Genomic DNA, 21,542 nt, shown 5'->3' with positions numbered 1-21,542 from the left:
TTTAGCATGATAAATTATTGGAAATGTCAAAATGTGAATATTGTGTTATTTATGTTGTCAGTATTGTACAAAAAAAGGGGCGTTTAGCCCCTTTTAAATTTACAAACTTTGTTTGCGACTTCGGCTGGCCGTTTGAATGTTCCTGTACATCTTAGTCTGCTGCTTATAAGAAGCGCGACGCTCAGCTAAAGTAGCGCTATTTCTTTGCTGTTCGCGCATCAACTTCAGATAATTATTCAGCCTTCGCTGTTCTAATTGCCCTGTCTCGATTGCATTTATTACCGCACAACCAGGTTCACGGTCGTGTTGGCAGTCAGAGAAGCGACATTTCTCCGCAAACGCTTCGATATCTGAAAAGGTTTCTGCCACGCCATCCGCGCAGTCGAACAATTGCAATTCTCTCATTCCAGGTGTGTCAATTAAGACACCGCCACTTGGCAGGAAGTGCATTGAACGGCCAGTGGTGGTGTGTCGTCCTTTACTGTCACTTTCTCGAATGCCTCCAGTTAACTGAACAGAATCGCCTAGTAAGCCATTGACTAAAGTCGACTTTCCGACACCAGAGGAGCCCATGAAAGCGACAGTGGATCCTGACTTACACCAACTACTTAGCGATGTATATTGCTCTCCATCTAAAGCATTGAGCATTTCTACCATAAGCAAAGGATCGAGTTGTTGTACTTGTTGGCGCTTCTCTTCTGCATCAGTGACTAGGTCAGCTTTTGTTAACACGATGACAGGCTCGACCTCGGCTTCGTTTGAAGTGGCCAGATAGCGCTCAATACGGCTTAGATTGAAATCATCGTTAAGCGCACAAACGATAAACAAAGTGGACACGTTTGCAGCAATCAGCTGCTCGGCGACTTTGCTGCCAGCAGCTTTACGAGCAAACAAAGATTGGCGGTCCAATAAACGCTCGAAGCCACCTTGTTTGTCTAACAAAAGCCAGTCACCGACAGTCATCATCGGCAGTGATTTATGGATGGCTAACGTCGTTTCACCATCTTCGCTGAGCAGCTTGTAGCCACTTCTATGGTGCTCTACTACGCGCGCAACGCGGCTGTGTTCAAGTTCTTCAAGTGTCAGTTGTTGTTGAAATAAGTTATTCCAGCCAAGTTGAGGCAAATTCAACGGCTGCTTGGGAATGATATTCATTGTATACCCCAGACCTGCAGAAGGGTTTCTGCATTAATTTGTCAGCTAGGGTCATTAGACCCCGGTATGATTACACCGGGCAAAGGAAGGGAAGTCTGTAACCTATTGTTACTTATGAGGTCTTCACTAATTCTGCCGGGTGGGTTCTTGCTACAATCATCGTATCCTCCTAAATTTTTCGGTTTGATTTTGTGGTGAGTTTAGCCAAACTCAGCCAGATTATAATCTCGATTGTTCTTCTAATCGACTCTTTTTTAAGCGCATTATAAATTAATGTAAATCTAATGTTAACTTTTCTTGCTGATACCGTGTGATTGCTTATAAACTGTATATGTGAGTTGGTTTATATGGACACAGTAGAATAATGACAGAAGCGACGCAAAGCGAGACAGCGGAAGTGATCGAGCTATCTTCCGCTGAAGCTGCCCAGACTAAAGAAGCTCCCAAACCGCCTTCTGATAACATCAAATATGGTGAAGATGCTTTCCGTGATGTTAAGCCCTTGAGTGAAGTTGCATTCCTGATCACCACCCCAACGGGCAAAAACCTTAAAGGCAAAACCAAATATATTGGTCTCCACTCAAACAACCTCATGCTGCTAGAGATGCCAAAGGTTTCCCCCAAAGAAGTGGCCGTATTTTTTCAGCGCGGTTACGCGATCAAAGCCTGCGTCATTTCTGAGGCTGGTGAAGGCGCAAGAATTTACTTTAAGAGTAAGCTGGAATATGTGATTGAAGCGGGAGGTAACAGTCTATTTCTTATTACTTTACCTGCTGCGACTCAGGTTGCTGCTGGGTTGAGAGAAAGTGCTCGATTAGAGTTAGCGTTAGAAGGGGTATTGGCTCCACAATCTCATCACTTTAAGTGTCAGATTCGCGACATCTCGAGTAATGGCTGCTTGATTGTTGTCGATCGCAACCTGACTAATCATAAAGTTGGTGATCTTATCTCATTGAGCATCCAAGTTACGGAAACCGATAAAGTTGCAGAGCCTCAAGTGCTTGAAGCTGTGGTCAGAAACGTGAAAATGACCAGCCGCTATTGTAAATTCGGAGTACAGTTTGAGAAAAGTAGTCTCGAGCCTGTAGCAAGCTTAATTGAAGGGCTCAACTTTTGTCAGATGAGCCAAAAATTTACACTGTAGTAAAGTATTACGAAGAAAGGGAGCGCCTTTGTACCAGGCGCTCCCTTTTATTATGCCTTAGCGTCTTGGGGGAATTTCATCTGGTGTGAGGTAACCGTCGTTATTCCGGTCTAGGCGGCTAAAATCTTTTTTCAACGGCCCTTTTACCTCATTGCGTGAAAGTTTCCCGTCACCATTTCGATCCATTCTTGGCGGTAACCCTCCTGAGCCTGAGACCCCTTTTTGTGGGCGGCTACTTTTCATAGAATGGGTATTTGTCCCACTGTTAGTAAAAACTTTAGCCATGCGTTGATGTTGAGGTGGGTTTTGCACAAACTGGACATCACCGCCTGCCACACAGCGCACCATGTTTTCAACACGTACCGCATCTCCCTGAGGTCCATGACCTGTTGGGTACATGTTGCTGCTGCCAGACTTAGGATCACTTCGTTGTGAACCCGCACCATGAACATCTATCCATTGATTGTTCATGTATCCCATTGAACGACCAAAAGCGATATAAGCCGCATTGGCACCATTGCGCAAATTCTGGTGAGTGGTACTGCTCCAATAGTTGGCGTAGTCTGTTTGTCCTGCTTCATTGCGAATTGTAGTGGTCTCGAACATCGGATCTATAGCTGCAGAATTTGATGTATTAGGAGAGCGAGAATAATCCACAATGGATTGCAGTTCTTTGGCATTTGGTAAGCGCCAATCACTTCGGCCTGCGAATGATAAGTTCTGACAGTAGCTTAGGGCTTCTGGGAATTTAACATTCTTTCTATTATCGCTTTGTTGCCATAGCAGGCCAGTAGCCGTGTCTTCGATCGTGCCGTTTTTGTTGTCTGTGAATTGATTCTGACCGTACAAAGTATTGCCGCGTACAGCTAGAACATAAAAGGTTTTCTTACCACCTTGTGGATTTTCAATACCATAGCCTTTGATTCGACCATCTATGAAGTTAACGCCAAATACTGTTTCATCTCCACGCATTGTTGTTGAGACATACTTAGTGCTCGATACAAACTGACTGTCAATGAGCCTCTCTCCTGATAGTGTGTCTCCAGAGTTCATTGCAAAGTACTGGTCGTCGATGAATGGCACCAATTTGATATTGCCAGTCTGCTTAAGTCCGCTGGGATCTTGACCATCAAATAAGATCAACGAGTAAAGTTCTTTAATACTAGGTAACCGCCAGTCGTCGTAACCAGCAAGACGTAACTTGTCTACATACTCAAGCGCTTCTTGATAACTGAGCTTGTCATCGGCGTTGATCTTGCCGTCTTTGTTGATATCAGTGGTTGACGACCAAACTAGCCCAGTCACCTTATCCGTGACGGTGCCGTCGATGTTAGCTTGGTATGTGGGATGGTTACCAACGTATTGTGCGTCCTGACCGAAAGTGTCGGCAGAAGAGGTGGGGCAGGTCGAAGACGCTTGTTTAATGCCAAAACATTCTGTTTGGCCTGTATCAACAATAGGGTAGGTCAGGCTGGCTGAACTAGTCCAAGAGATGCTATAGGCCATCAGGGTGATGACCATGTAATTTATCTTCATGACGTATCCTTGCTCAATGATTTATATGATGAATTTTATCGTCAGATGTGTAAAGGAGAGTAGTGAGCGAGTAAAATAACGTAAAGAGAGTAGATAATAAAAACCGAGCAGAGTGCTCGGTTTAGAGAGGAATTTAGAATGGATACCAGAACAACTGGGGTTCTAGCGCTCTTTTGACTATGGCTAGAGTTACAATGACGAAGATACCAGTGAGACAGTATCTGTCTGCGCGGGAAAGAGGTTTCTGGCTATACCAATTGCGTCGTTTGTGGCGACCAAATCCGCGCAGTGTCATTGCGTTAGAGATTTCATCTGCTCGCTCCAAGCTAGAGAAGATCAATGGCCCAAGGATGTTGGCGACGTTTTTCATTCGGCTAAATAGCGGCGCAGTTTTGGATATATCCAACCCTCGTGCTTGTTGGGCATGCATAATATTGATGAAATCTTTTTTTACTTCAGGTAGATAGCGTAATGTCAGGCTGACGGCGTATGCAATTTTATAAGGCACGCCAATACGGTTAAGGCTCGCTGCAAACTCAGTTGGGTGGGTTGTGAAGACAAACGCCAGCGCAACTGGGAACATGCTAAAGTACTTAAGAGTCACCGTTACCAAATAAAACAGAGTTTCCTGTGTTAATGCATAGTGGCCAGGAAGGTTAAGGATGACGTTCGTACTCCCCAGCAACTCACTACCTTGTTGTGGCGCTAGTAAGAACATAAAGAGTGCATTTAGCATCAGCACTCCACCTGTTCCTATCAATAACGGTTTGTAGACTCTAAATGGCACTTTGGTGCTTGCTAGCAACCATAACCCGCCTGCTATCAGGGCTGAAATAAGGCGCAAATCGAAAGTGGTGAGCACCACCGTGACCCAAGCGATAAATAACAGAAATTTTGTGATGCCGTTCAGTTGATGCAAAGGAGATTGAGTATCTACATAACTGATACCAAACTTCATTTTTGAGGTATTCATGCGACTCGCTGCTCCAGCTTTATGAAATGCTGCATAAACTGGTTTTTGTCTGCAACGTCGAGCCTCACCGCCATATCGTACAAACTGGTTGTCGTCAGGTTAGCTTGGTTGAGCAAGTCAGGTTGAGAAAATACATGGGTCATTGGGGCATCGGCAATCAAACGGCTATCCGCTATTACAATCGAGCGCTGAGTATGCTCTAAGACTAAGTGCATGTCGTGAGAAATTATCACAACGGTGATACCTAGCTCCTTGTTGAGTGTCTGGATAAAGTCGAGCATTGATGTGTAGTTGCGATAATCTTGGCCAGCCGTCGGCTCATCAAGAATGAGCAGCTCCGGTTCAAGAACCAAAATAGAAGCAATAGTGACTCGCTTTTTCTGTCCATAGCTCAGAGCTGAAATCGGCCAATGGCGATATTTGTTTAGCCCGCATAGTTCGAGCACACGAAGTACTTTCTGCTCAATCTCTTTTTCATTCAGACCTTGGTTGAGCAGTCCGAATGCGATTTCATCAAAAATCATATGGTGTGAAATCATGTGATTTGGGTTCTGCATGACCACACCAATTTTCTGGCTTCGTTCAAATATGGACAGTGTTGATAAATCTTGGCCGCGCATTTCTATACTGCCGGCATCAGGTTCGATGACACCCATGATTAACTTGGTGATGGTTGACTTACCTGAGCCGTTTTTACCAAGAATCGACACAAACTCGCCCTGATGAATATCGAAACTCACACCTTCAAGAGCGTTCTTTTCACCATCATAGGAATAAGTCAAATTATTAATGGAAAGTAAGGGTGTGTTTGATTGTGCTGATGCTACTGCCAGGTCGCATTGCCAATGAGAGAATTGCTTGGCATGTTGCTCAAGATTAATTCCACCTAATGTGGATGGTTTGTCCTCATCACTGAGTACAACGTTGGCTGCTTTAAGTGCAGACAAATACAAGGGCTCGCGGATTCCGTGTTTTTCCAGAAGTGATGATGCGAGTAGGGCATCTGGCGTCATATCCGCTACGATTTCCCCTTGTTCCATCAGGATAATTCTATCTACAGAGCGATGGAGAACATCCTCCAGCCTATGTTCAATGATGATGGTGGTTTTGCCGCTCTCTTTATGAAGTTGGTCAATGATTTCAATAGTCTTGCGGCCTGTCTTAGGGTCTAACGCTGCAAGAGGCTCATCGAACAGTAGTGTATCGACGTCATCGACGAGAATGCCCGCTAGAGAAACACGCTGCTTCTGTCCGCCCGATAAATCATGGGGAGAACGGGTAAGCATATCTTCAAGCTCTACCATTCGAGCCGTTGATTTAACGACTGGGTACATGTCGATATTCGATACCAACTGGTTCTCGAGAGCGAAGGCGATATCTTCACCGACACTAAGGCCAACAAACTGGCTGTCGGTATCTTGAAGAACAGTGCCTATCTGCTCGGTAAACTGGTGTAGTTCCCATTGTGATGCGTCCTGACCATTCAAGGCCAAAGAACCGGATATCTCGCCGGAAATGGAATGGGGGATAAGCCCGTTAAGGCATTGGCCTAGCGTAGATTTTCCACTACCACTCGGGCCAATAATGACGATTTTCTCTCCTTTCTCTATCCTTAGATTGATATGTTTTAGCGTCGGTCTATCCAGTGACTCGTACCTAAAAGAGAAGTCAGAAAATTCGATGGTCATTGCCGATTAAGCCTCTGTCAGATTGCGGCTTTGTTTGTTTCGTTTAGCGACAGACTTGAGAATGAAATAGCCTACCACCGCAATCAGGACTGTGTTACCCGCAGCAATAATCGTCAGCTGGGTAAAGACTTTAGTGAAAGGTTCGGCATAAAGTACTGTATCGAGAAATGCGGAACATCCGTAACCAACAATGTTACCGATGAGCGCGAGAATTATGAACAAAGAGAAATCTCTGAGGCTGAATTCGCCCTTTGAGATTCGATTTTGGGTCAGGCGAGGGAAGAAGCCAATCACCATACCAACAATGCCTGAGCCCAATACCCAAGTCAGCCATACCCCCCAGCCAGCAAAAAGGTCTGTAACCCAGTGTCCAATGAACCCTACTAGGAAGCCAACCAAAGGGCCGAACAGAACTGAAAATAGTGCCAGCACTGCCATTGCTGGCTTTAGTGTGGTGTTAGCGAATACCGGAATGCCAAACATTGGTAATCCACCGATACCGTATAATGCAGCACCGATTGCAATCACAACCACAGTTTTAGCTGATAGATTCATAGATAATCCTATTTTGTCTCAATTATTCAAAGAACTGACACAAGTTCTTATTCTGATTGACTTTTAATTGATTGTAGATGTTAGGGCAAAGATTATACCTGTTGATAATAAAGTTGGAAAGCTAACTGTCTAGATGGCTAACCGGTATGTTCAAGAAACCACCTCTAAGGTTTCGATAGGTTAGAAAATAAAAATCCGATGCTTTATACATCGGATTTATTATCTTTTACTGGCTTACTTAAGCTTGTTTGATGAATCAGAAACCCTTGATGTTTTCTGCTTCAAGCTCTGTGAAGTATTTCACTGTCTTCACCTTCAATTCTTGTGTCGAAGGCTCATCACACACAATGACAGATTTAGGGTGTAGCTGAAGCGCAGAGACTGTCCATAGGTGATTGACGCTGCCTTCTACGGCGGCTTCTAATGCCAGTGCTTTATTATGGCCAGTAACCAAAATCATAATTTCTTCTGCGTCTAACAGAGTACCTACGCCGATAGTCAGAGCGTATTTAGGAACTTGATTGATATCACCATCGAAGAAGCGTGAGTTTGCAATACGGGTGTCTTCTGTCAGTGTCTTAATACGGGTGCGAGAAGACAATGAAGACGCAGGCTCGTTGAACGCTATATGACCATCATTACCAACACCACCCATAAACAGGTTGATGCGCCCATAAGACTTAATTTTGTCTTCATAGCGCTGACACTCGGCTTCGTGATTAGCCGCATTACCGTCTAGCAGGTTAATGTTCTCTTCCTGAATATCAATATGATTGAAGAAGTTACTGTACATGAACGAGCGATACGACTCAGGGTGATCAGCTGGAATGCCAATGTACTCATCCATGTTAAACGTTACAACGTGTTTAAAGCTTACTTCACCAGCTTGGTACAGTTCGATAAGCGCTTTATACGTAGCAAGCGGTGTACCGCCGGTTGGTAAACCTAGTACAAACGGACGATCAGCACTTGGCTCAAAGTTGTTAATGCGTTTAGCAATGTGCGCCGCAGCCCATTTACCTACCTGTGCAGCTTTATTTAACGGGATTAGTCTCATTGGTTGCCCCTAGTATTGGAATTATGATGCTCTGAAACATTAATTTTCATTATAAAATAAGTTTGTTGGAACGGCTATTGTTTTTGGTCAATTTTTCACTTTTCTTTTCATTTAGGGGAATCATTAGCGGTCTTTTCTCAAAAAGCACCTGTCACTGACAATATAAATTTATTTCGAAAATTAAGCATGTAAATGTTTGCTCCTGTGACATGTTTTGTATTTTATTCATCAACCAATCATTGGAGTGAGGTACAATTAGAGAAAGATGGTATAAATCCTCAACTTTTGTTGTGGCTGGCCGACAAGAATTTCATACGACAAAACGCCAGTCGAAGGTGAAGAAAAGATATAGATGAATGTTATAGGGATCGCCATCGGGGCGACCGGTTTGTTACTGCTTTGCATGTTCATGTGGATGCTTGCACTTCAGCTGCGTAAGAAACGACTGGAGCAAGAGCGTAAAGAGCGTGAAATCGCTTACCGGAAAGCAATGGAAAAAAACCGTAAGCAAGAACATGAAGATCGGATTCATAAGGCCGAGAGTGGCCATATCCCGACCATACTGTTTTTGGCTAAGGAAGCTGAACGTTCAAGACTGAAAGAAGCACTGTACTGGTACAACAAAGCAGCGCGGCTGGACAACGTCACTGGCATGTACGGTGTTGTTCGCATCAGTAATAAGATGAATCAGGACTTAGTGCTGAGAGAAGAAGCTAAATTCTGGCAAACATGTATTCCTGCGATGGAAGGCAGCATCCCCCATAAATTTGAAATGGCGACAGCTTTATTCCATGGTCGAGGAACGGATCAGAACATTGGTAAAGCGATTCAAATATTGAAGCAGGCTGCAGAGCAGAATTATGTCGACGCCCTGATATTTCTGGGTGACTGGTATGCGTCACCGCATAACCCTGAACCTAAGCCAAGTCTATCCACCGAGTATTATCAGAAAGCCGCCGCGTTGCGAAACAATGAAGGGCGTATGAAGCTTGGGTTGAACTACATTCACGGTATTGGCGTGGCGTCTAATCATGCCAGAGGGTGTTACTGGCTCGAACGCGCGGCCGAAAAAGGTTACACCGACGCTATGTATAATGCTGGTGAAGCTTGGATGAATCATCGTCCAAATGGCAATGCGATTGCTTATATTTGGTTGTTCTTGGCTGGGCAGTTAGGTCATGAGCCTGCAAGAGTATTGCGTGACCAAGTAGCATTAAACCTTGGTGTGGATACGGTTGTGGGTTTGCAATCTTTATCTAAGCCTATCCTAAAGAAAATTAAAGATAAGAAAGTCAGCAAGCACGCTGTGATTAAAGCGCTCAACAAGTTATATAAGCGCAATATTCCCCTTGAAGAGAAAGAGGTACTTGGTAGCCAGGCTACTGAGGAGCTCGAATTGGATCTTTCTCAAGAGCCTCTGGTTTCTCCAGATGATGGCAGTGACCCTCAACCAGAGAATGACGCTCAACCTGCAATTAAAGAGAAGCTCGATTTTTCTCAATCTAATATCGACAAAGCATGATATGCGGCCCCTTACTTGTTAAGGGGCTTTGTTTTTATACAGACTCTCCAGTTGCATATTCTCGTCGCACGGACATGTAGTGGGCATCGGTATTCGCGTTGCGATTTTGAACGAGATGAATCTATTTAACTGACCCAAACCGACCTAAAAAATAGTCTTTAAATTCATTGTGATACTCTCGAAGCAAGCGTATGAAATGCGTTAACTCAGAATATGGCCATTTTCGGAAATGTAATGCAATTTATGATTGATTCTGCTTAACAATTGATTCACATTAGGCGCAAACAATAAGAGGGATAAATCATGTCTACCGCTAGTTTCCTGCGCTTAATCTGTCTCGCTGCAATTTGGGGTGGCTCTTTTCTGTTTATGAAGATTGCCGCCAATACGTTTGGTCCAGCCTATTTGATTGAGTTCAGAGTGGGTTTTGCTGCGATCAGTTTGTTTCTAGTCTCTCTTTATCTACGCAAGAAATTAGCTTTCAGAAATCACTTTAAACACTTCATGATCATCGGCTTGTTTAATACGGCGTTACCTTTTTTATTGTTCGCTTACGCCGCTCAAACGCTCAATGCATCGACTTTGTCCGTTCTGAACTCAACGGCGGCGATTTGGGGAGCACTGATTGGCGTTTTCTGGCATAAATCCCTTCTGACCGGTAAAGCGATATTTGGCATGTTGCTTGGTGTGAGTGGCGTTGTTGTGCTAGTCGGCTGGGATGCGGTGAACATTGGTATTAGCGCAGCACTACCCATTGCCGCAGGTGTCATGGCAGCTTGCTGTTATGGAATTGCGACCAACTATACCAAAACAGCTCCTAAAGTAGCTGCATTTGAAAATGCGCACGGAAACATGTGGGCGGCCGTTCTGTGGATATTACCTTTGCTTCCATTTGTCCCGATGCAAGGTGAGCCAAGCACCCATGAAATGTTGTCTGTGGTTGCGCTGGGTGTGGTCTGTACAGGTGTGGCTTATCTGCTCTATTTCCGACTAGTGGCTGATGAAGGGGCGGCATCTGCACTGTCGGTAACATTTTTGATCCCGGTGTTTGGCATTATGTGGGGATCGTTGATCCTTGACGAGCCGATAGGACTCAATACCTTTGCCGGAACCGTACTTGTATTGTCTGGTACTATGCTTGTAACGGGGTTCTCTCCTGTCCAGCTGTTGAAGAAATCACGTGTCGCTGAGCAGGTCTCGGGTTAACGCTCGTTTAGATCGAGAGTCATAAAGTTACTATTTGGGTCAGGTTGGTAGTCAGCGAAGGGAGAGCAGTATTCAAAGCCAAACTTTTGATACAGTTCTCTGGCAGGCTTAAAGAAGGACATCGAGCCTGTTTCTAGACTAATCCGCTGATAGCCTCTCAGTTTTGCCTGTTCAATGGCATACTGAAGAAGAGCTGAGGCGACGCCTTTATTTCGCGCGCTAGGTGTTGTCCTCATTGATTTCAACTCAGCATGTGACTCAGACAGCTCTTTAATGGCGGCACAACCTAAGAGCTGCTCTTCTTTCCAGCCTGTCCAAAAAGTGACTTCAGGGGCTTTTAAGGCAGATGTATCCAGAGCGTGAACACTCTCAGGTGGCGATGTCGCATTCATATCCGCCAAGTGTTCTTGCAGTAAATGGATGACATCAGGGTGGTCTAATTCGTCTACTATTATCTTCATCACTTTTCCTTGTTGATAGCGTACAAATAATCTAAATCTTCCGTAGAAATTTCTCAATCACCGCTAATCAATCAGTTGCTTAAATGTTGCGGATGTAACGAGTTGTTGCAGAACGACAGGTCGTATAAGTAAGGGTTAGATCTCATAAATGACATTTCAATAGTATTACATTTCATTGTTACTTGATTCATGTCTCATAAATTACTCTTATAGGCCGATAGTTTTATATAACCAACATTCCGTATAGGGAGTTCTTGGTTAGAAGAGGCAGGATTAACATGAAAGAAGTAGATTTCAGAACGATAGATAAGCTTTTTATTAAGATGTCTATCAATGACAAAATGTGGGTGATTTTTGCCATTTTTCTTGTTGCTATTGGCAGCATCGCTGGTGGAAATTATTACTCTAAAATTGAACAAATTGAGAAAACGGCGATTTTAGCCGCGAGTCATCAACTCGATGGGATGTTGAGTACGGGTTCTGAAGCGTCAATAGCTGGCCAAGCCAATATTGGCAAGGTCTCTAGCGTCAGTAAGCCTGCTTACAATAACGGCATTGTGACTGTGTCTCAAACCAGTAAGGATGGCAATGTTTATCAACTGACTTTAAACAATCAGGTACAAGATCAGCAAGCTAGGTCTCAAGCCCTATCCAGTTTCTTCTTTAGTTTTGTTTGGGTGATTCCTTTTGCGGTATTTTGTTACTGGGTTGCGACGTTTATTGGTGGAGCGTTATGGGTGCTTTACACCACAACTCAAAAAATTGGCGAAGGCGATCTGACTTCGCGTTTGGGCTTCCACCCAGGGCGAGACGAGTTCGGTACTATTGGTTGCGCTCTTGATAAAGCAATGGATACGCTCACGGACTTAGTGAACAATGTTAAAGAGAACGCCAATACACTAAGTGAAACCTCTGCTTCGTTTGAAGAAGAGATGAAGTTGAGTGAGTCTCAGATTAGCAACCAGTATGCATCTTTAGATTCTGTTGCGACAGCGATGGAAGAGATGACTGCTTCTGCGAAAGAAGTGTCCAACATTTCACAGCAAGCCATGGGGCAAACGGAGCAAGATTCGCAACACATTGATGGCAGCCACAAGCGTGTCCAGTCTGCGATCAACGAGATTGATAAACTGTCGAGCTATATCGAGCAAGCTTCCAGCTCTGTTGCAACGCTGAATGACAACACGACTCAAATTAATGAGGTGATCACGACGATCAATGCGATTTCAGAGCAAACGAATCTGCTGGCACTCAATGCTGCGATTGAAGCGGCGCGCGCAGGTGAGCAAGGCCGAGGGTTTGCAGTGGTAGCGGATGAGGTTCGTACTCTAGCTAGCCGTACTCAGGCAGCAACCGTTGAGATTCAGTCAATGATTGAAAAATTGCAGGCAGAAAGCCAAAACATTGCTTCGATTACTGAACAGACTGTAGAGCAAGCTCGCACCAGTAGCGATTTAATTGAAGACATTGGCAGTGATGTGCAATCTATTTCCGAATCGGCGCGCGGTATCATGGATATGAGTATTCAGATTTCTACCTCCGCGGAAGAGCAGAGTGCGGTGGCAAATGACATTGCTTCTGAGCTGAGTGATATCCGTACTCAGTCTAATACTATCCGCAGTGTGGCTGAGCAGTCTTCAAAAGGTGTCGCTAACCTGACTCAGGCGTCCATTTCACTGGCTGATATCCTTAAGCAATATCGCACTTAACGTTTATCAGACGTTAAAAAGGCTTGGTTAATCACCAAGCCTTTTTTATTGCCATGTTTTTAGAAAAACCTAACGCAGTGTCAGTTTAGAACCATCAAATTTCAGGTTCGCCAGCAAGTGCTTGGCATTGGTGGTTCCGTTTTCATCGAATTGGACACCGTAACGTGCGTAATGCAGCGAGCTTTGCAGATTACATATCTTGCCAAATAAAGGCTCAAACTTACTTGATTTCCCCATACCAGAATGCACTTCCAAGGCAATATCATCACCAACCTGAAACGGGCGACTTAATGGCGCTGTGACAAAGCGGCAACCACTTTTTGACAGGTCTCGAATCTGACAATCAAGCTTATGCGTTGATGCAACCACACGTGCTGCAAGATTTACGTCATACCTTGGTTCTTTGCGTAGCTGGGTGACTTGCATAGCGTTAGGAATAGTTAGAGCAACCATAGGTATTGGCTCTGTCATTACGTGTTCAAGCTGGCTTCTGAAATGGACTATCGCCCCTTCCCCTCGGTGAGAAATTGCGCGCACCGCAGTCCAAAAGCCTGATTGGAAGAAAAAGTCTAAGTCGTCGTCGGATATTTTTGGCAGTTCCGCCAAAACAAAATTTTTCGAGTGAGTGCCAATAAAAGTGGATTTGCAGCGGAAAGTCGTTCCGACTGGTGTCGTAATGCCCATTGTTAGCTCTCCGCCATGCTCAAGCATCGCCAAGGCATCAGTACTGTTCAGCGTGGAAACGCTCTTATCTCTTGAAGACATAGGTGAAGATTTGTCTGTCTTGGCAACCGCCTGAGTATTCATCTAGCCTCCGTTGGACCTACCATGTTATTGTTTTGGCTGTAGGTTTGTTTCTCTTTCTAGGAAGATCTTACGTTTTCCCAGAGGGTTAAAATTCTATGTGCGCTTTATTGTTCGTTCAAATATCAAAATAGCAAATATTTTCGATCTATGTATCAATTTTAGAGGTCAATATGTCACATAAGTTAACATTTGATAGGGCTAACTCACTGATTCGGGTCCATCTAGAGGCAGAATATGACGCCATTATGAAATTTGAGGTACATGACAATGTCTATGTCATCACATCAACTAAAGTACCTGAAGCTTTGCAAGGCAAAGGCTATGGGAAAGTGATGATGGAAACGATCTTGCCAGAGCTTGAGCGTCTTGGAGTCACAATCAAACCTGTCTGTAGCTACGTTGTGCATTATATGTCCCGTCATCCAGAATGGTCCCACTTGCTTGCGGAACAGCCATGAGCACCTCCTATGACTACCAAGCTTTGAGTCAACGTTTAGGTTATACAGAACTTAAAGGCACTGAAGTTTTGCAATCGTTGTGGAGTGGCTATGGCGAATTGGTCAGGCTCCATGTAGATGAAACCAGTATTGTTATCAAGCATGTGCAATTGCCTAAACCTTCCCATCATCCGAGAGGCTGGAATAGCGATCTCTCCCATCAACGTAAACTGAAATCCTATCAGGTTGAGCTGCATTGGTATCAGAGCTTTGCTCAGGTGGCCCATTGTTATTGTCCGCAACCTAAGCCTATAGTCGTTGAACAGCAAGGGACGGAACTCCTTCTGGTGATGGAAGACTTACATCAATTGGGTTATACCCAAACTCATCAACACGCGGCTCATGTGCAAATGGAAGCCTCGCTAAAGTGGCTTGCTTGGTTTCATGCTTCACATATTGGAGAGCGAGGAGACGGCTTGTGGGACATCGGTACTTATTGGCACCTAGATACAAGGCCTGATGAGCTGGAAGCGCTAGATGATACCCCTTTGAAACAAGCTGCGGTTCGAATTGACCGAATGCTTCGTCAAGCACCATATCAGACACTGGTTCATGGTGATGCCAAACTGGCTAATTTCTGTTTTACTTCTGATGGCAGTGAAGCCGCAGCGGTCGATTTTCAGTATGTTGGGCAGGGATGTGCGATGAAAGATGTCGCTCTGTTCATGAGCAGTGCGGTTGAGCCGGAACAGTGTGATGAAATGGAAAACTGGATTCTGGATACCTATTTTTCCCACCTTAAACGGGCACTCAACAAATTAAAGCCTGACATTGATGCCAACGATGTCGAGCAAAGCTGGCGGCCGTTATTTGCGATTGCATGGGCGGATTTTCATCGATTTGTCAAAGGTTGGAGTCCCGGCCATTGGAAAATCAATGATTACACAGAAGCGTTGGCTGACAAGGCGCTTGAGTTGTTAAAGGCTTACCCATGAGGTAAGCCTTTTCGATAGCTCGCTATTACCCTTATTACTCTGGTTTCATCCTTGCCATATAATAAGTGCTTTGGTATTTGCCCTCTCTGAATACCGCATTCTTCGCTTCACCTTCGATTTCAAAGCCAAATTTCTTATAGCACGCGATGGCCGCGCCATTATCGGTATTAACTTCGAGATGAACGCGCTTTATTTGCAGCCAGTTATCCGCTAAATCAAGGACAGTTTCGATCAGCTTACTGGCGATGCCCATTCCATGATAATCATCATGAACTGCTAACCCAAAAGTGCCGCGGTGAGCGGTACGCGGTCGCTGAGAGTGCTCAAAACCGATGTTCCCTACTACTTTTCCGTCTAGTTCCGCGACAAAGCTATAGACTCCAGTAGGCATGTTTTCCAGTCGTTGTGTCCACATTGCCACAGATGGCTTAGGGAGTTGGAGGGTTTCACGCTGCGCCTTAGGTTGTGAAAAAATTTCACACATTGCGGCTGCATCGCTCACTAGAGTAGGGCGAATTATTATTTCCATATTATTACCTTCTCGACTGGTTAAACATGACTCAACCATAACGAGCAAGTAACCAAAGATAAAGCATTGTTTTCACTTGTTTTAATAGGTCTAAATTTAATTCTGACACGTTTGAAGCTTGAACGTTGGCGAAGACGTATAAATTGTAAATAAGTTTGTTTATTTGTTGGCGAAGACTTAAGGTGTTTGAGAGCTCATAAAAGGAATAAAAAATGAACACGTCGGCTGGCTGGAAAACTCCTCAGAATTTTTTGATCATCATTTCTATTGTGGTGCCCATCGCTTTCTCTAGTTGGATGGCGCTGCTTAACAACTTTGTTATTGAAAAAGCGAACTTTGATGGTGCTGATATTGGTCTTCTTCAAAGTGTCCGTGAAATTCCGGGTTTCTTAGCGTTCACCGCCGTATTTGTTCTGATGTTCATTCGCGAACAGAAGTTCATGCTACTCGCGCTTGGGGCGCTTACTCTGGGTACCGCAATTACTGGCTTTTTCCCTTCATTGTTTGGATTGCTATTAACGACTTTGTTAATGTCTACTGGTTTTCACTATTTTGAAACCCTAAAGCAGTCTCTCTCTTTGCAATGGCTTTCAAAAGACGAAGCGCCAGAGATGCTGGGTAAGTTTATTTCTGTGGGCGCTTTGGCATCGCTAATCACTTATGGTGCGCTATGGGTCTGTCTGGAAGTGTTTCAAATGGACTTCAAGTGGGTGTATCTGACTTTTGGTGGCATTGGTTTTCTACTGGTGGTTTGGATGGCGTTTGCATTTCCTCAGTTCCAAACCCAAGTCCAGCAGAATAAAAAACTGGTGCTGCGCAAGCGTTATTGGTTGTACTACGCTCTGACGTTTATGAGTGGTGCACGTCGACAAATCTTTACTGTTTTCGCAGGCTTCCTGATGGTGGAGAAGTTTGGTTACTCGGCGGCAGATATCACCATGCTATTTCTGATCAACTACCTGTTTAACTTCCTGTTCGCGAAAAGAATTGGCAAGTTCATCGGTAAAGTGGGTGAACGTAAAGCTTTGTTGTTTGAATACACAGGTTTGATATTTGTCTTTATTGGTTACGGCTTGGTGCAAAGTGCGGAATGGGCGGCAGCCTTGTACGTTATTGATCATCTATTCTTCGCTTTAGCGTTAGCGATCAAAACCTATCTACAAAAAATTGCCGATCCTGCAGACATGGCTTCGACAGCGGGTGTGTCATTCACCATCAATCATATTGCAGCGGTATTTATCCCGGTATCCTTTGGCCTTATCTGGTTAGTGTCCCCGTCAGCCGTATTCTACATTGGCGCGGCAATGGCGGTCGTTTCGTTCATTTTGTCGCTTAATATTCCCGCCAAGCCTGAAGAAGGTAATGAAGTGCGAGTTCTCCGCTGGAGTTAGAGGTAAAGCGAAGGTTTAGCCTTCGCTTTTTTATGATTGTGGATTAGGGGATGAGACTCTTTAGCTCTGAGGTGCTTTACTCTATAATTGCCGCGCTTTTATCTGGGACATCCCGTTTTCACCTTGGATACATTATGATTTCGAAAAACCAACTCAAATTACTACGTGCTTTAGGCCAAAAGAAACAGCGCAAAGCGCACGGTCTGTTTTTGGTCCAAGGTGAGAAGAACGTACTTGAATTGGTGAACAGTGAGCTTCAAGTAAAACAGATTTTCGCTACTGGCGAATTTTTGACCGCAAACCAAAGTCAATTAAATGATTTTGAATGCATTGAGGCGTCATTAGATGATTTGACCAAAGCCAGTACGCTGGTCAGCAATAACGCAGCAATTGCGGTGGTAGAAATTCCTTCGGTTAAAGTACCTCAAGCTCAGGGCTTGATAATTGCTCTGGATGGCGTGTCAGACCCCGGTAATCTCGGCACCATCATTCGTGTTGCTGACTGGTATGGCATCAAGCATATTGTCGCGAGTAAAGATTGCGCGGACCCGTACAACCCGAAAACCATCAGTGCCACTATGGGCAGTTTTGGCCGTGTCACAGTCAGTCAACTGGATCTGCCAAGTTACTTAGAGCAGGCAAGCATTCCTGTATATGGCGCGTTCTTGGAAGGCGAAAGTATCCACAAAACGGAATTTAACGCTGAGGGTATTCTTCTGATGGGCAGTGAATCTCATGGTATACGTGAGCAAGCCGCTAAGTTTGTCACCGACAAGATAACCATTCCCGCTTTTGGTGGTGCAGAGTCACTCAACGTGGCGATGGCGACGGGAATTATTTTAGATAACTTGCGTCGTCAGCATGGTGAATAAAAAGTCCTGAATGCAAAAAAAGCGCAGTGATTTACTGCGCTTTTTTGTATCTGAAGGTAGAGTGCTTTATTTCTCTAGCATACCCAGCTTATCTGGCACACCATTCCACTTCTCGGCTTCATCCATAGCTGGCTTAACTTCGGTTTGCACAGGCCATAGTTCGGCAAGTTGGGCATTTAGCTCAACGTAAAGCGTTTGGTCTGCAGGCACTTCGTCTTCCTGAAAAATAGCATTCGCGTCACACTCATCGACACATAAGCCGCAGTCAATGCATTCAATCGGATTGATCACCATGAAGTTTGGCCCTTCGTGGAAGGCATCTGCAGGGCATACTGCTACACAGTCAGTATATTTACATTGAATGCAGTTATCGGTTACGACGAACGCCATGATGATCCGCTCTTAAGTTAATCAAAAATTGAGGAATGGGGATAATACTCATCCCAAGGCAAAATTCAACATCCTCTACCGTGAATGTTTTGTTCTCGCCTGATTTAGTATGACAGACAATTCAAATTCTCGTAAAATGCGCGCCATTGTGAGCTGGTCGCTGAGCGACTCTGGCTAAGACACCTGATATTACGAGACATCAACATGATACGTTTAACTGAAATTAAACTCCCTCTCGACCACGAGGAAGAGGCACTGATTGCCGCCATCACCAAAAAACTCGGTATTTCTGAAGACCAAGTGATCTCTTTCAATGTATTTCGACGTGGTTACGATGCTCGTAAAAAGACAAATATTCTGTTGATTTACACACTTGATGTTGTCGTTGAAAACGATGAGCCATTGTTGGTGAAATTTGCGGATGACCCGCATGTTAAACAGACTCCAGATATGGAGTACAAGTTTGTCGCTAAGGCTCCAGAGAACATCACTGAACGTCCGGTGGTTATCGGCTTCGGCCCTTGTGGCTTGTTTGCTGCATTGATTCTAGCGCAAAGCGGCTTTAAGCCGATTGTGGTTGAGCGAGGTAAAGAAGTTCGTGAGCGTACCAAAGATACCTTTGGCTTTTGGCGTAAACGTACTCTGAACACAGAGTCCAATGTACAGTTCGGTGAAGGCGGGGCAGGTACGTTCTCCGACGGCAAACTCTACAGTCAGGTTAAAGATCCAAACTTCTACGGCAGAAAGGTGATCACTGAGTTCGTGGAAGCGGGCGCACCAGAAGAAATTCTATACGTCAGTAAGCCACATATTGGTACCTTTAAACTGGTGACCATGATTGAGAAAATGCGCGCGAAAATCATCGAGCTGGGTGGTGAGATCCGCTTTAGCACTCGCGTCGATGATATCCACATGGACGGAGAGCAAATTACAGGTCTAACACTATCAAACGGTGAAGAGATTCAATCTCGTTATGTTGTGTTAGCGGTTGGACACAGTGCACGTGACACCTTTGAAATGCTGCATGAGCGTGGTGTTTATATGGAAGCTAAGCCGTTTTCTGTCGGCTTCCGTGTTGAGCACAAGCAATCGATGATTGATGAAGCACGTTTTGGTCCTAATGCAGGTAACCCTATTTTGGGTGCTGCGGACTATAAGCTGGTTCACCATTGTAAGAATGGCCGCACCGTTTACAGCTTCTGTATGTGTCCGGGTGGCACAGTGGTTGCGGCAACGTCAGAAGAAGGCCGCGTTGTGACTAATGGTATGAGCCAGTATTCGCGCTCAGAACGTAACGCAAACAGTGCAATTGTTGTAGGTATTGATCCTGAGCGAGATTACCCTGGTGATCCTCTGGCTGGTATCCGTTTCCAGCGTGAGCTTGAGTCAGGTGCTTATGTACTAGGTGGCGAAAACTATGATGCACCAGCGCAGAAAATTGGTGACTTCCTGAAAGGTCGCGATCCAAGTGAGATCGGTGACGTTCAACCATCATTTACGCCAGGTATCCATCTGACAGATATTTCTAAAGCGCTACCGGATTTTGCAATCGAAGCGATTCGTGAAGCTATTCCTGCTTTTGATAAGAAGATTAAAGGGTTCGCGTCAGAAGACGGTTTACTAACAGGTGTTGAGACTCGTACCTCTTCGCCAGTATGCATTAAACGTGGCAAAGACTTCCAGAGCATCAATTTGAAAGGCTTCTTCCCTGCTGGTGAAGGTGCGGGCTACGCAGGTGGTATCCTATCTGCGGGCATTGATGGTATTAAAGTGGCAGAGGCGCTGGCCAAAGCCATGGTGGCAGATATCGACAACGCATAGGGCTTTTGATGATGAGTAAAAGGGTAGCTAAGTAGTTTAGCTGCCCTTTTTTATTTGCTGCTGTTCATTGAAGCGACTTTGCAAGTACTCGATAAAAGTCTTAATCTGGCTGGGTATGTATTTAGATTGAGCATATTGAGCAATAATTTTGCCTTGGTAGTTTCCACCGACATGCCAGTCTTTTAGCACCTCAACTACGTCTCCTGAATCGATGTAAGGCTGAATCACGAACTCAGGAAAAACAGAAATTCCTACTCCACGTAATACCGCTTCTCGGCGAATTTCACTGTGGTTTACCGCGAATGAACCAATCACATTTATCGATAGTTTTTTATTGTTATTGGTGAAGTCCCATATTCGATCTTTTGGATTCTCCCCTAAACACAGGCAGTTATGCTCAGATATATCTTTTGGGTGCGTGGGCATACCATGCTTTTCAATGTAGGAAGGACTGGCACACATGATCAGACGACACTGGCTTAATTGTTTGGCGATTAGGCCTTCTGTGGGGTTGTCAGTGATATGGATGAGTATGTCTACTTCATCACCTATTGGATCGATATAGTGATCGGCGGCTTTTAGCTGCAATGAGATATTGGGGTAGTAGTCGATGAAATCCAAAATCATCGGCATCAAAACTTGTCGTGACAGGGCTTTTGGTGCTGCGACTCGTAACGCGCCGGATACATTCGTTTTGTCAGCTTGAGCGGCGGATATCGCCATTTTGGCTGAGTTCATCATGTCATTGCAAAGGCTATAAACTTCTTGCCCTGTGGTGCTCAGGCGCATTTTTCGGGTAGTTCTTTCCAGTAGCCTTTCCTGCAATGCACTTTCCAGCCTAGTAATAGAACGACTAACGGAAGACGGTGAGACACCTAACTTCTGGGCGGTTTTTGAAAAACTTCCTGACTCGACAACACTGACGAAAATTGCCATCTCTGATAAGAGAGGGATTAATTTATTTGTGTCCACAGTGCAATTATCCTTTGCATTTTGGCTGTATTGTTTCGCTCAAGTTACTTATGGATACTGAGCAAGTCAATTGACAGTATCCCCAGTGCTTTCAATACGTGATGTATGAACAAATAAGAAGTGCTGGTGATGCATCTCAATGATTATCCAGTTAGCTCGTGACTAGAGCGTCGAATCATTGTGAACAAGGGTGAGCTGTCTGGTTTTGATGGTTATGACGGATAGCTCCACTCTCGAAAAACAACCGACTTTACCCCAGTAGAGTTGTATCGACTCTCTTTACCAAAAACCATCAACCTATAAAAAGCAAATGAATAATAAC

General features: G+C 44.6%; 20 protein-coding genes. 9 read left to right on the top strand and 11 right to left on the bottom strand.

All coding sequences use genetic code 11. The features are described 5' to 3' along the window. Positions 1–99: 99 nt before the first annotated feature. On the bottom strand, positions 100–1,155 hold the full coding sequence (gene rsgA / locus VIC_RS18180) for a ribosome small subunit-dependent GTPase A (RefSeq protein WP_006961581.1): 1,056 nt from the start codon (positions 1,153–1,155) through the stop codon (positions 100–102). 364 nt (positions 1,156–1,519) lie between these two features. On the opposite strand from rsgA, the gene VIC_RS18175 reads away from it, so the two are divergent. Continuing rightward, complete coding sequence (locus tag VIC_RS18175) at positions 1,520–2,299, top strand: PilZ domain-containing protein (protein WP_006961580.1); 780 nt, start codon at positions 1,520–1,522, stop codon at positions 2,297–2,299. Positions 2,300–2,356: 57 nt separating this feature from the next. Here VIC_RS18175 and VIC_RS18170 read toward each other — a convergent pair whose 3' ends face one another. From VIC_RS18170 to nagB, 5 genes are all read right to left on the bottom strand, one after another. Further along, a complete protein-coding gene (locus VIC_RS18170) occupies positions 2,357–3,835 on the bottom strand; it encodes an Lcl domain-containing protein (RefSeq protein WP_006961579.1) in 1,479 nt (492 codons plus the stop codon). Positions 3,836–3,968: 133 nt separating this feature from the next. After that, complete coding sequence (locus VIC_RS18165) at positions 3,969–4,808, bottom strand: energy-coupling factor transporter transmembrane component T family protein (RefSeq protein ID WP_006961578.1); 840 nt, start codon at positions 4,806–4,808, stop codon at positions 3,969–3,971. Further along, positions 4,805–6,496, bottom strand: coding sequence for an ABC transporter ATP-binding protein (locus tag VIC_RS18160; protein ID WP_006961577.1), 1,692 nt, complete (start codon positions 6,494–6,496; stop codon positions 4,805–4,807). Before VIC_RS18160 ends, VIC_RS18165 begins: the two co-directional genes overlap by 4 nt. 6 nt (positions 6,497–6,502) lie before the next feature. Beyond that, a complete protein-coding gene (locus VIC_RS18155; RefSeq protein WP_006961576.1) occupies positions 6,503–7,051 on the bottom strand; it encodes an ECF-type riboflavin transporter substrate-binding protein in 549 nt (182 codons plus the stop codon). 256 nt (positions 7,052–7,307) lie between these two features. Beyond that, positions 7,308–8,108: a glucosamine-6-phosphate deaminase gene (gene nagB / locus VIC_RS18150; protein WP_006961575.1), complete on the bottom strand. Its 801-nt coding sequence runs from the start codon at positions 8,106–8,108 to the stop codon at positions 7,308–7,310. A gap of 352 nt (positions 8,109–8,460) precedes the next feature. Between nagB and VIC_RS18145 the strand changes: the two genes are divergently transcribed. Then, complete coding sequence (locus VIC_RS18145) at positions 8,461–9,630, top strand: tetratricopeptide repeat protein (RefSeq protein ID WP_006961574.1); 1,170 nt, start codon at positions 8,461–8,463, stop codon at positions 9,628–9,630. Positions 9,631–9,933: 303 nt separating this feature from the next. Further along, a complete protein-coding gene (locus VIC_RS18140; RefSeq protein WP_006961573.1) occupies positions 9,934–10,836 on the top strand; it encodes a DMT family transporter in 903 nt (300 codons plus the stop codon). Here the strand turns inward: VIC_RS18140 and VIC_RS18135 are convergent. Then, positions 10,833–11,297 carry a GNAT family N-acetyltransferase gene (locus VIC_RS18135; protein WP_006961572.1) on the bottom strand — a complete coding sequence of 155 codons (465 nt, stop codon included), beginning with the start codon at positions 11,295–11,297 and terminating at the stop codon, positions 10,833–10,835. The genes VIC_RS18140 and VIC_RS18135 overlap by 4 nt on opposite strands. Positions 11,298–11,575: 278 nt before the next feature. Here VIC_RS18135 and VIC_RS18130 point away from each other — a divergent pair, with 278 nt between their 5' ends. After that, on the top strand, positions 11,576–13,006 hold the full coding sequence (locus VIC_RS18130) for a methyl-accepting chemotaxis protein (protein ID WP_006961571.1): 1,431 nt from the start codon (positions 11,576–11,578) through the stop codon (positions 13,004–13,006). 69 nt (positions 13,007–13,075) lie between these two features. On the opposite strand, the gene VIC_RS18125 is transcribed toward VIC_RS18130, so the two are convergent. Then, positions 13,076–13,813, bottom strand: a complete 738-nt coding sequence (locus VIC_RS18125; RefSeq protein WP_006961570.1) for a flagellar brake protein — start codon at positions 13,811–13,813, stop codon at positions 13,076–13,078. A gap of 170 nt (positions 13,814–13,983) precedes the next feature. Between VIC_RS18125 and VIC_RS18120 the strand changes: the two genes are divergently transcribed. Together VIC_RS18120 and VIC_RS18115 are read left to right on the top strand one after the other, a co-directional pair. Then, complete coding sequence (locus tag VIC_RS18120; protein WP_039952178.1) at positions 13,984–14,271, top strand: GNAT family N-acetyltransferase; 288 nt, start codon at positions 13,984–13,986, stop codon at positions 14,269–14,271. Next, positions 14,268–15,245, top strand: a complete 978-nt coding sequence (locus tag VIC_RS18115) for a phosphotransferase (RefSeq protein ID WP_006961568.1) — start codon at positions 14,268–14,270, stop codon at positions 15,243–15,245. The genes VIC_RS18120 and VIC_RS18115 overlap by 4 nt, the downstream gene beginning before the upstream one ends. Before the next feature lie 34 nt (positions 15,246–15,279). Here VIC_RS18115 and VIC_RS18110 read toward each other — a convergent pair whose 3' ends face one another. Then, complete coding sequence (locus VIC_RS18110) at positions 15,280–15,774, bottom strand: GNAT family N-acetyltransferase (protein WP_006961567.1); 495 nt, start codon at positions 15,772–15,774, stop codon at positions 15,280–15,282. A gap of 212 nt (positions 15,775–15,986) precedes the next feature. On the opposite strand from VIC_RS18110, the gene VIC_RS18105 reads away from it, so the two are divergent. Together VIC_RS18105 and VIC_RS18100 are read left to right on the top strand one after the other, a co-directional pair. Continuing rightward, a complete protein-coding gene (locus VIC_RS18105; RefSeq protein WP_006961566.1) occupies positions 15,987–17,165 on the top strand; it encodes an MFS transporter in 1,179 nt (392 codons plus the stop codon). Between the two features lie 134 nt (positions 17,166–17,299). Continuing rightward, positions 17,300–18,037: an RNA methyltransferase gene (locus VIC_RS18100; protein WP_006961565.1), complete on the top strand. Its 738-nt coding sequence runs from the start codon at positions 17,300–17,302 to the stop codon at positions 18,035–18,037. Between the two features lie 66 nt (positions 18,038–18,103). On the opposite strand, the gene fdxA is transcribed toward VIC_RS18100, so the two are convergent. Then, positions 18,104–18,427, bottom strand: a complete 324-nt coding sequence (gene fdxA / locus VIC_RS18095) for a ferredoxin FdxA (RefSeq protein WP_039952177.1) — start codon at positions 18,425–18,427, stop codon at positions 18,104–18,106. Between the two features lie 204 nt (positions 18,428–18,631). On the opposite strand from fdxA, the gene VIC_RS18090 reads away from it, so the two are divergent. Then, complete coding sequence (locus tag VIC_RS18090) at positions 18,632–20,248, top strand: NAD(P)/FAD-dependent oxidoreductase (RefSeq protein WP_006961561.1); 1,617 nt, start codon at positions 18,632–18,634, stop codon at positions 20,246–20,248. A 36-nt stretch (positions 20,249–20,284) separates the two neighbouring features. On the opposite strand, the gene VIC_RS18085 is transcribed toward VIC_RS18090, so the two are convergent. Continuing rightward, entirely contained in the window at positions 20,285–21,220 is a 936-nt protein-coding gene (locus VIC_RS18085) for a LysR family transcriptional regulator (protein ID WP_006961559.1), read from the bottom strand. Positions 21,221–21,542 lie beyond the last annotated feature (322 nt).

Source organism: Vibrio coralliilyticus ATCC BAA-450, assembly GCF_000176135.1.
In the GTDB taxonomy this organism is placed as follows: domain Bacteria; phylum Pseudomonadota; class Gammaproteobacteria; order Enterobacterales; family Vibrionaceae; genus Vibrio; species Vibrio coralliilyticus.
This window is presented reverse-complemented; position numbering and strand designations above follow the sequence as displayed.

What these genes read in the sequence shown, in the direction of transcription:
- VIC_RS18125 (WP_006961570.1), bottom strand. Translation starts at nt 13,813, where the DNA reads ATGAATACTCAGGCGGTTGCCAAGACAGACAAATCTTCACCTATGTCT.
- VIC_RS18155 (WP_006961576.1), bottom strand. Translation starts at nt 7,051, where the DNA reads ATGAATCTATCAGCTAAAACTGTGGTTGTGATTGCAATCGGTGCTGCA.
- VIC_RS18105 (WP_006961566.1), top strand. Translation starts at nt 15,987, where the DNA reads ATGAACACGTCGGCTGGCTGGAAAACTCCTCAGAATTTTTTGATCATC.
- nagB (WP_006961575.1), bottom strand. Translation starts at nt 8,108, where the DNA reads ATGAGACTAATCCCGTTAAATAAAGCTGCACAGGTAGGTAAATGGGCT.
- VIC_RS18120 (WP_039952178.1), top strand. Translation starts at nt 13,984, where the DNA reads ATGTCACATAAGTTAACATTTGATAGGGCTAACTCACTGATTCGGGTC.
- VIC_RS18145 (WP_006961574.1), top strand. Translation starts at nt 8,461, where the DNA reads ATGAATGTTATAGGGATCGCCATCGGGGCGACCGGTTTGTTACTGCTT.
- VIC_RS18170 (WP_006961579.1), bottom strand. Translation starts at nt 3,835, where the DNA reads ATGAAGATAAATTACATGGTCATCACCCTGATGGCCTATAGCATCTCT.
- VIC_RS18090 (WP_006961561.1), top strand. Translation starts at nt 18,632, where the DNA reads ATGATACGTTTAACTGAAATTAAACTCCCTCTCGACCACGAGGAAGAG.
- VIC_RS18115 (WP_006961568.1), top strand. Translation starts at nt 14,268, where the DNA reads ATGAGCACCTCCTATGACTACCAAGCTTTGAGTCAACGTTTAGGTTAT.
- VIC_RS18130 (WP_006961571.1), top strand. Translation starts at nt 11,576, where the DNA reads ATGAAAGAAGTAGATTTCAGAACGATAGATAAGCTTTTTATTAAGATG.
- VIC_RS18160 (WP_006961577.1), bottom strand. Translation starts at nt 6,496, where the DNA reads ATGACCATCGAATTTTCTGACTTCTCTTTTAGGTACGAGTCACTGGAT.
- VIC_RS18165 (WP_006961578.1), bottom strand. Translation starts at nt 4,808, where the DNA reads ATGAATACCTCAAAAATGAAGTTTGGTATCAGTTATGTAGATACTCAA.
- fdxA (WP_039952177.1), bottom strand. Translation starts at nt 18,427, where the DNA reads ATGGCGTTCGTCGTAACCGATAACTGCATTCAATGTAAATATACTGAC.
- VIC_RS18175 (WP_006961580.1), top strand. Translation starts at nt 1,520, where the DNA reads ATGACAGAAGCGACGCAAAGCGAGACAGCGGAAGTGATCGAGCTATCT.
- VIC_RS18140 (WP_006961573.1), top strand. Translation starts at nt 9,934, where the DNA reads ATGTCTACCGCTAGTTTCCTGCGCTTAATCTGTCTCGCTGCAATTTGG.
- VIC_RS18135 (WP_006961572.1), bottom strand. Translation starts at nt 11,297, where the DNA reads ATGAAGATAATAGTAGACGAATTAGACCACCCTGATGTCATCCATTTA.
- rsgA (WP_006961581.1), bottom strand. Translation starts at nt 1,155, where the DNA reads ATGAATATCATTCCCAAGCAGCCGTTGAATTTGCCTCAACTTGGCTGG.
- VIC_RS18100 (WP_006961565.1), top strand. Translation starts at nt 17,300, where the DNA reads ATGATTTCGAAAAACCAACTCAAATTACTACGTGCTTTAGGCCAAAAG.
- VIC_RS18110 (WP_006961567.1), bottom strand. Translation starts at nt 15,774, where the DNA reads ATGGAAATAATAATTCGCCCTACTCTAGTGAGCGATGCAGCCGCAATG.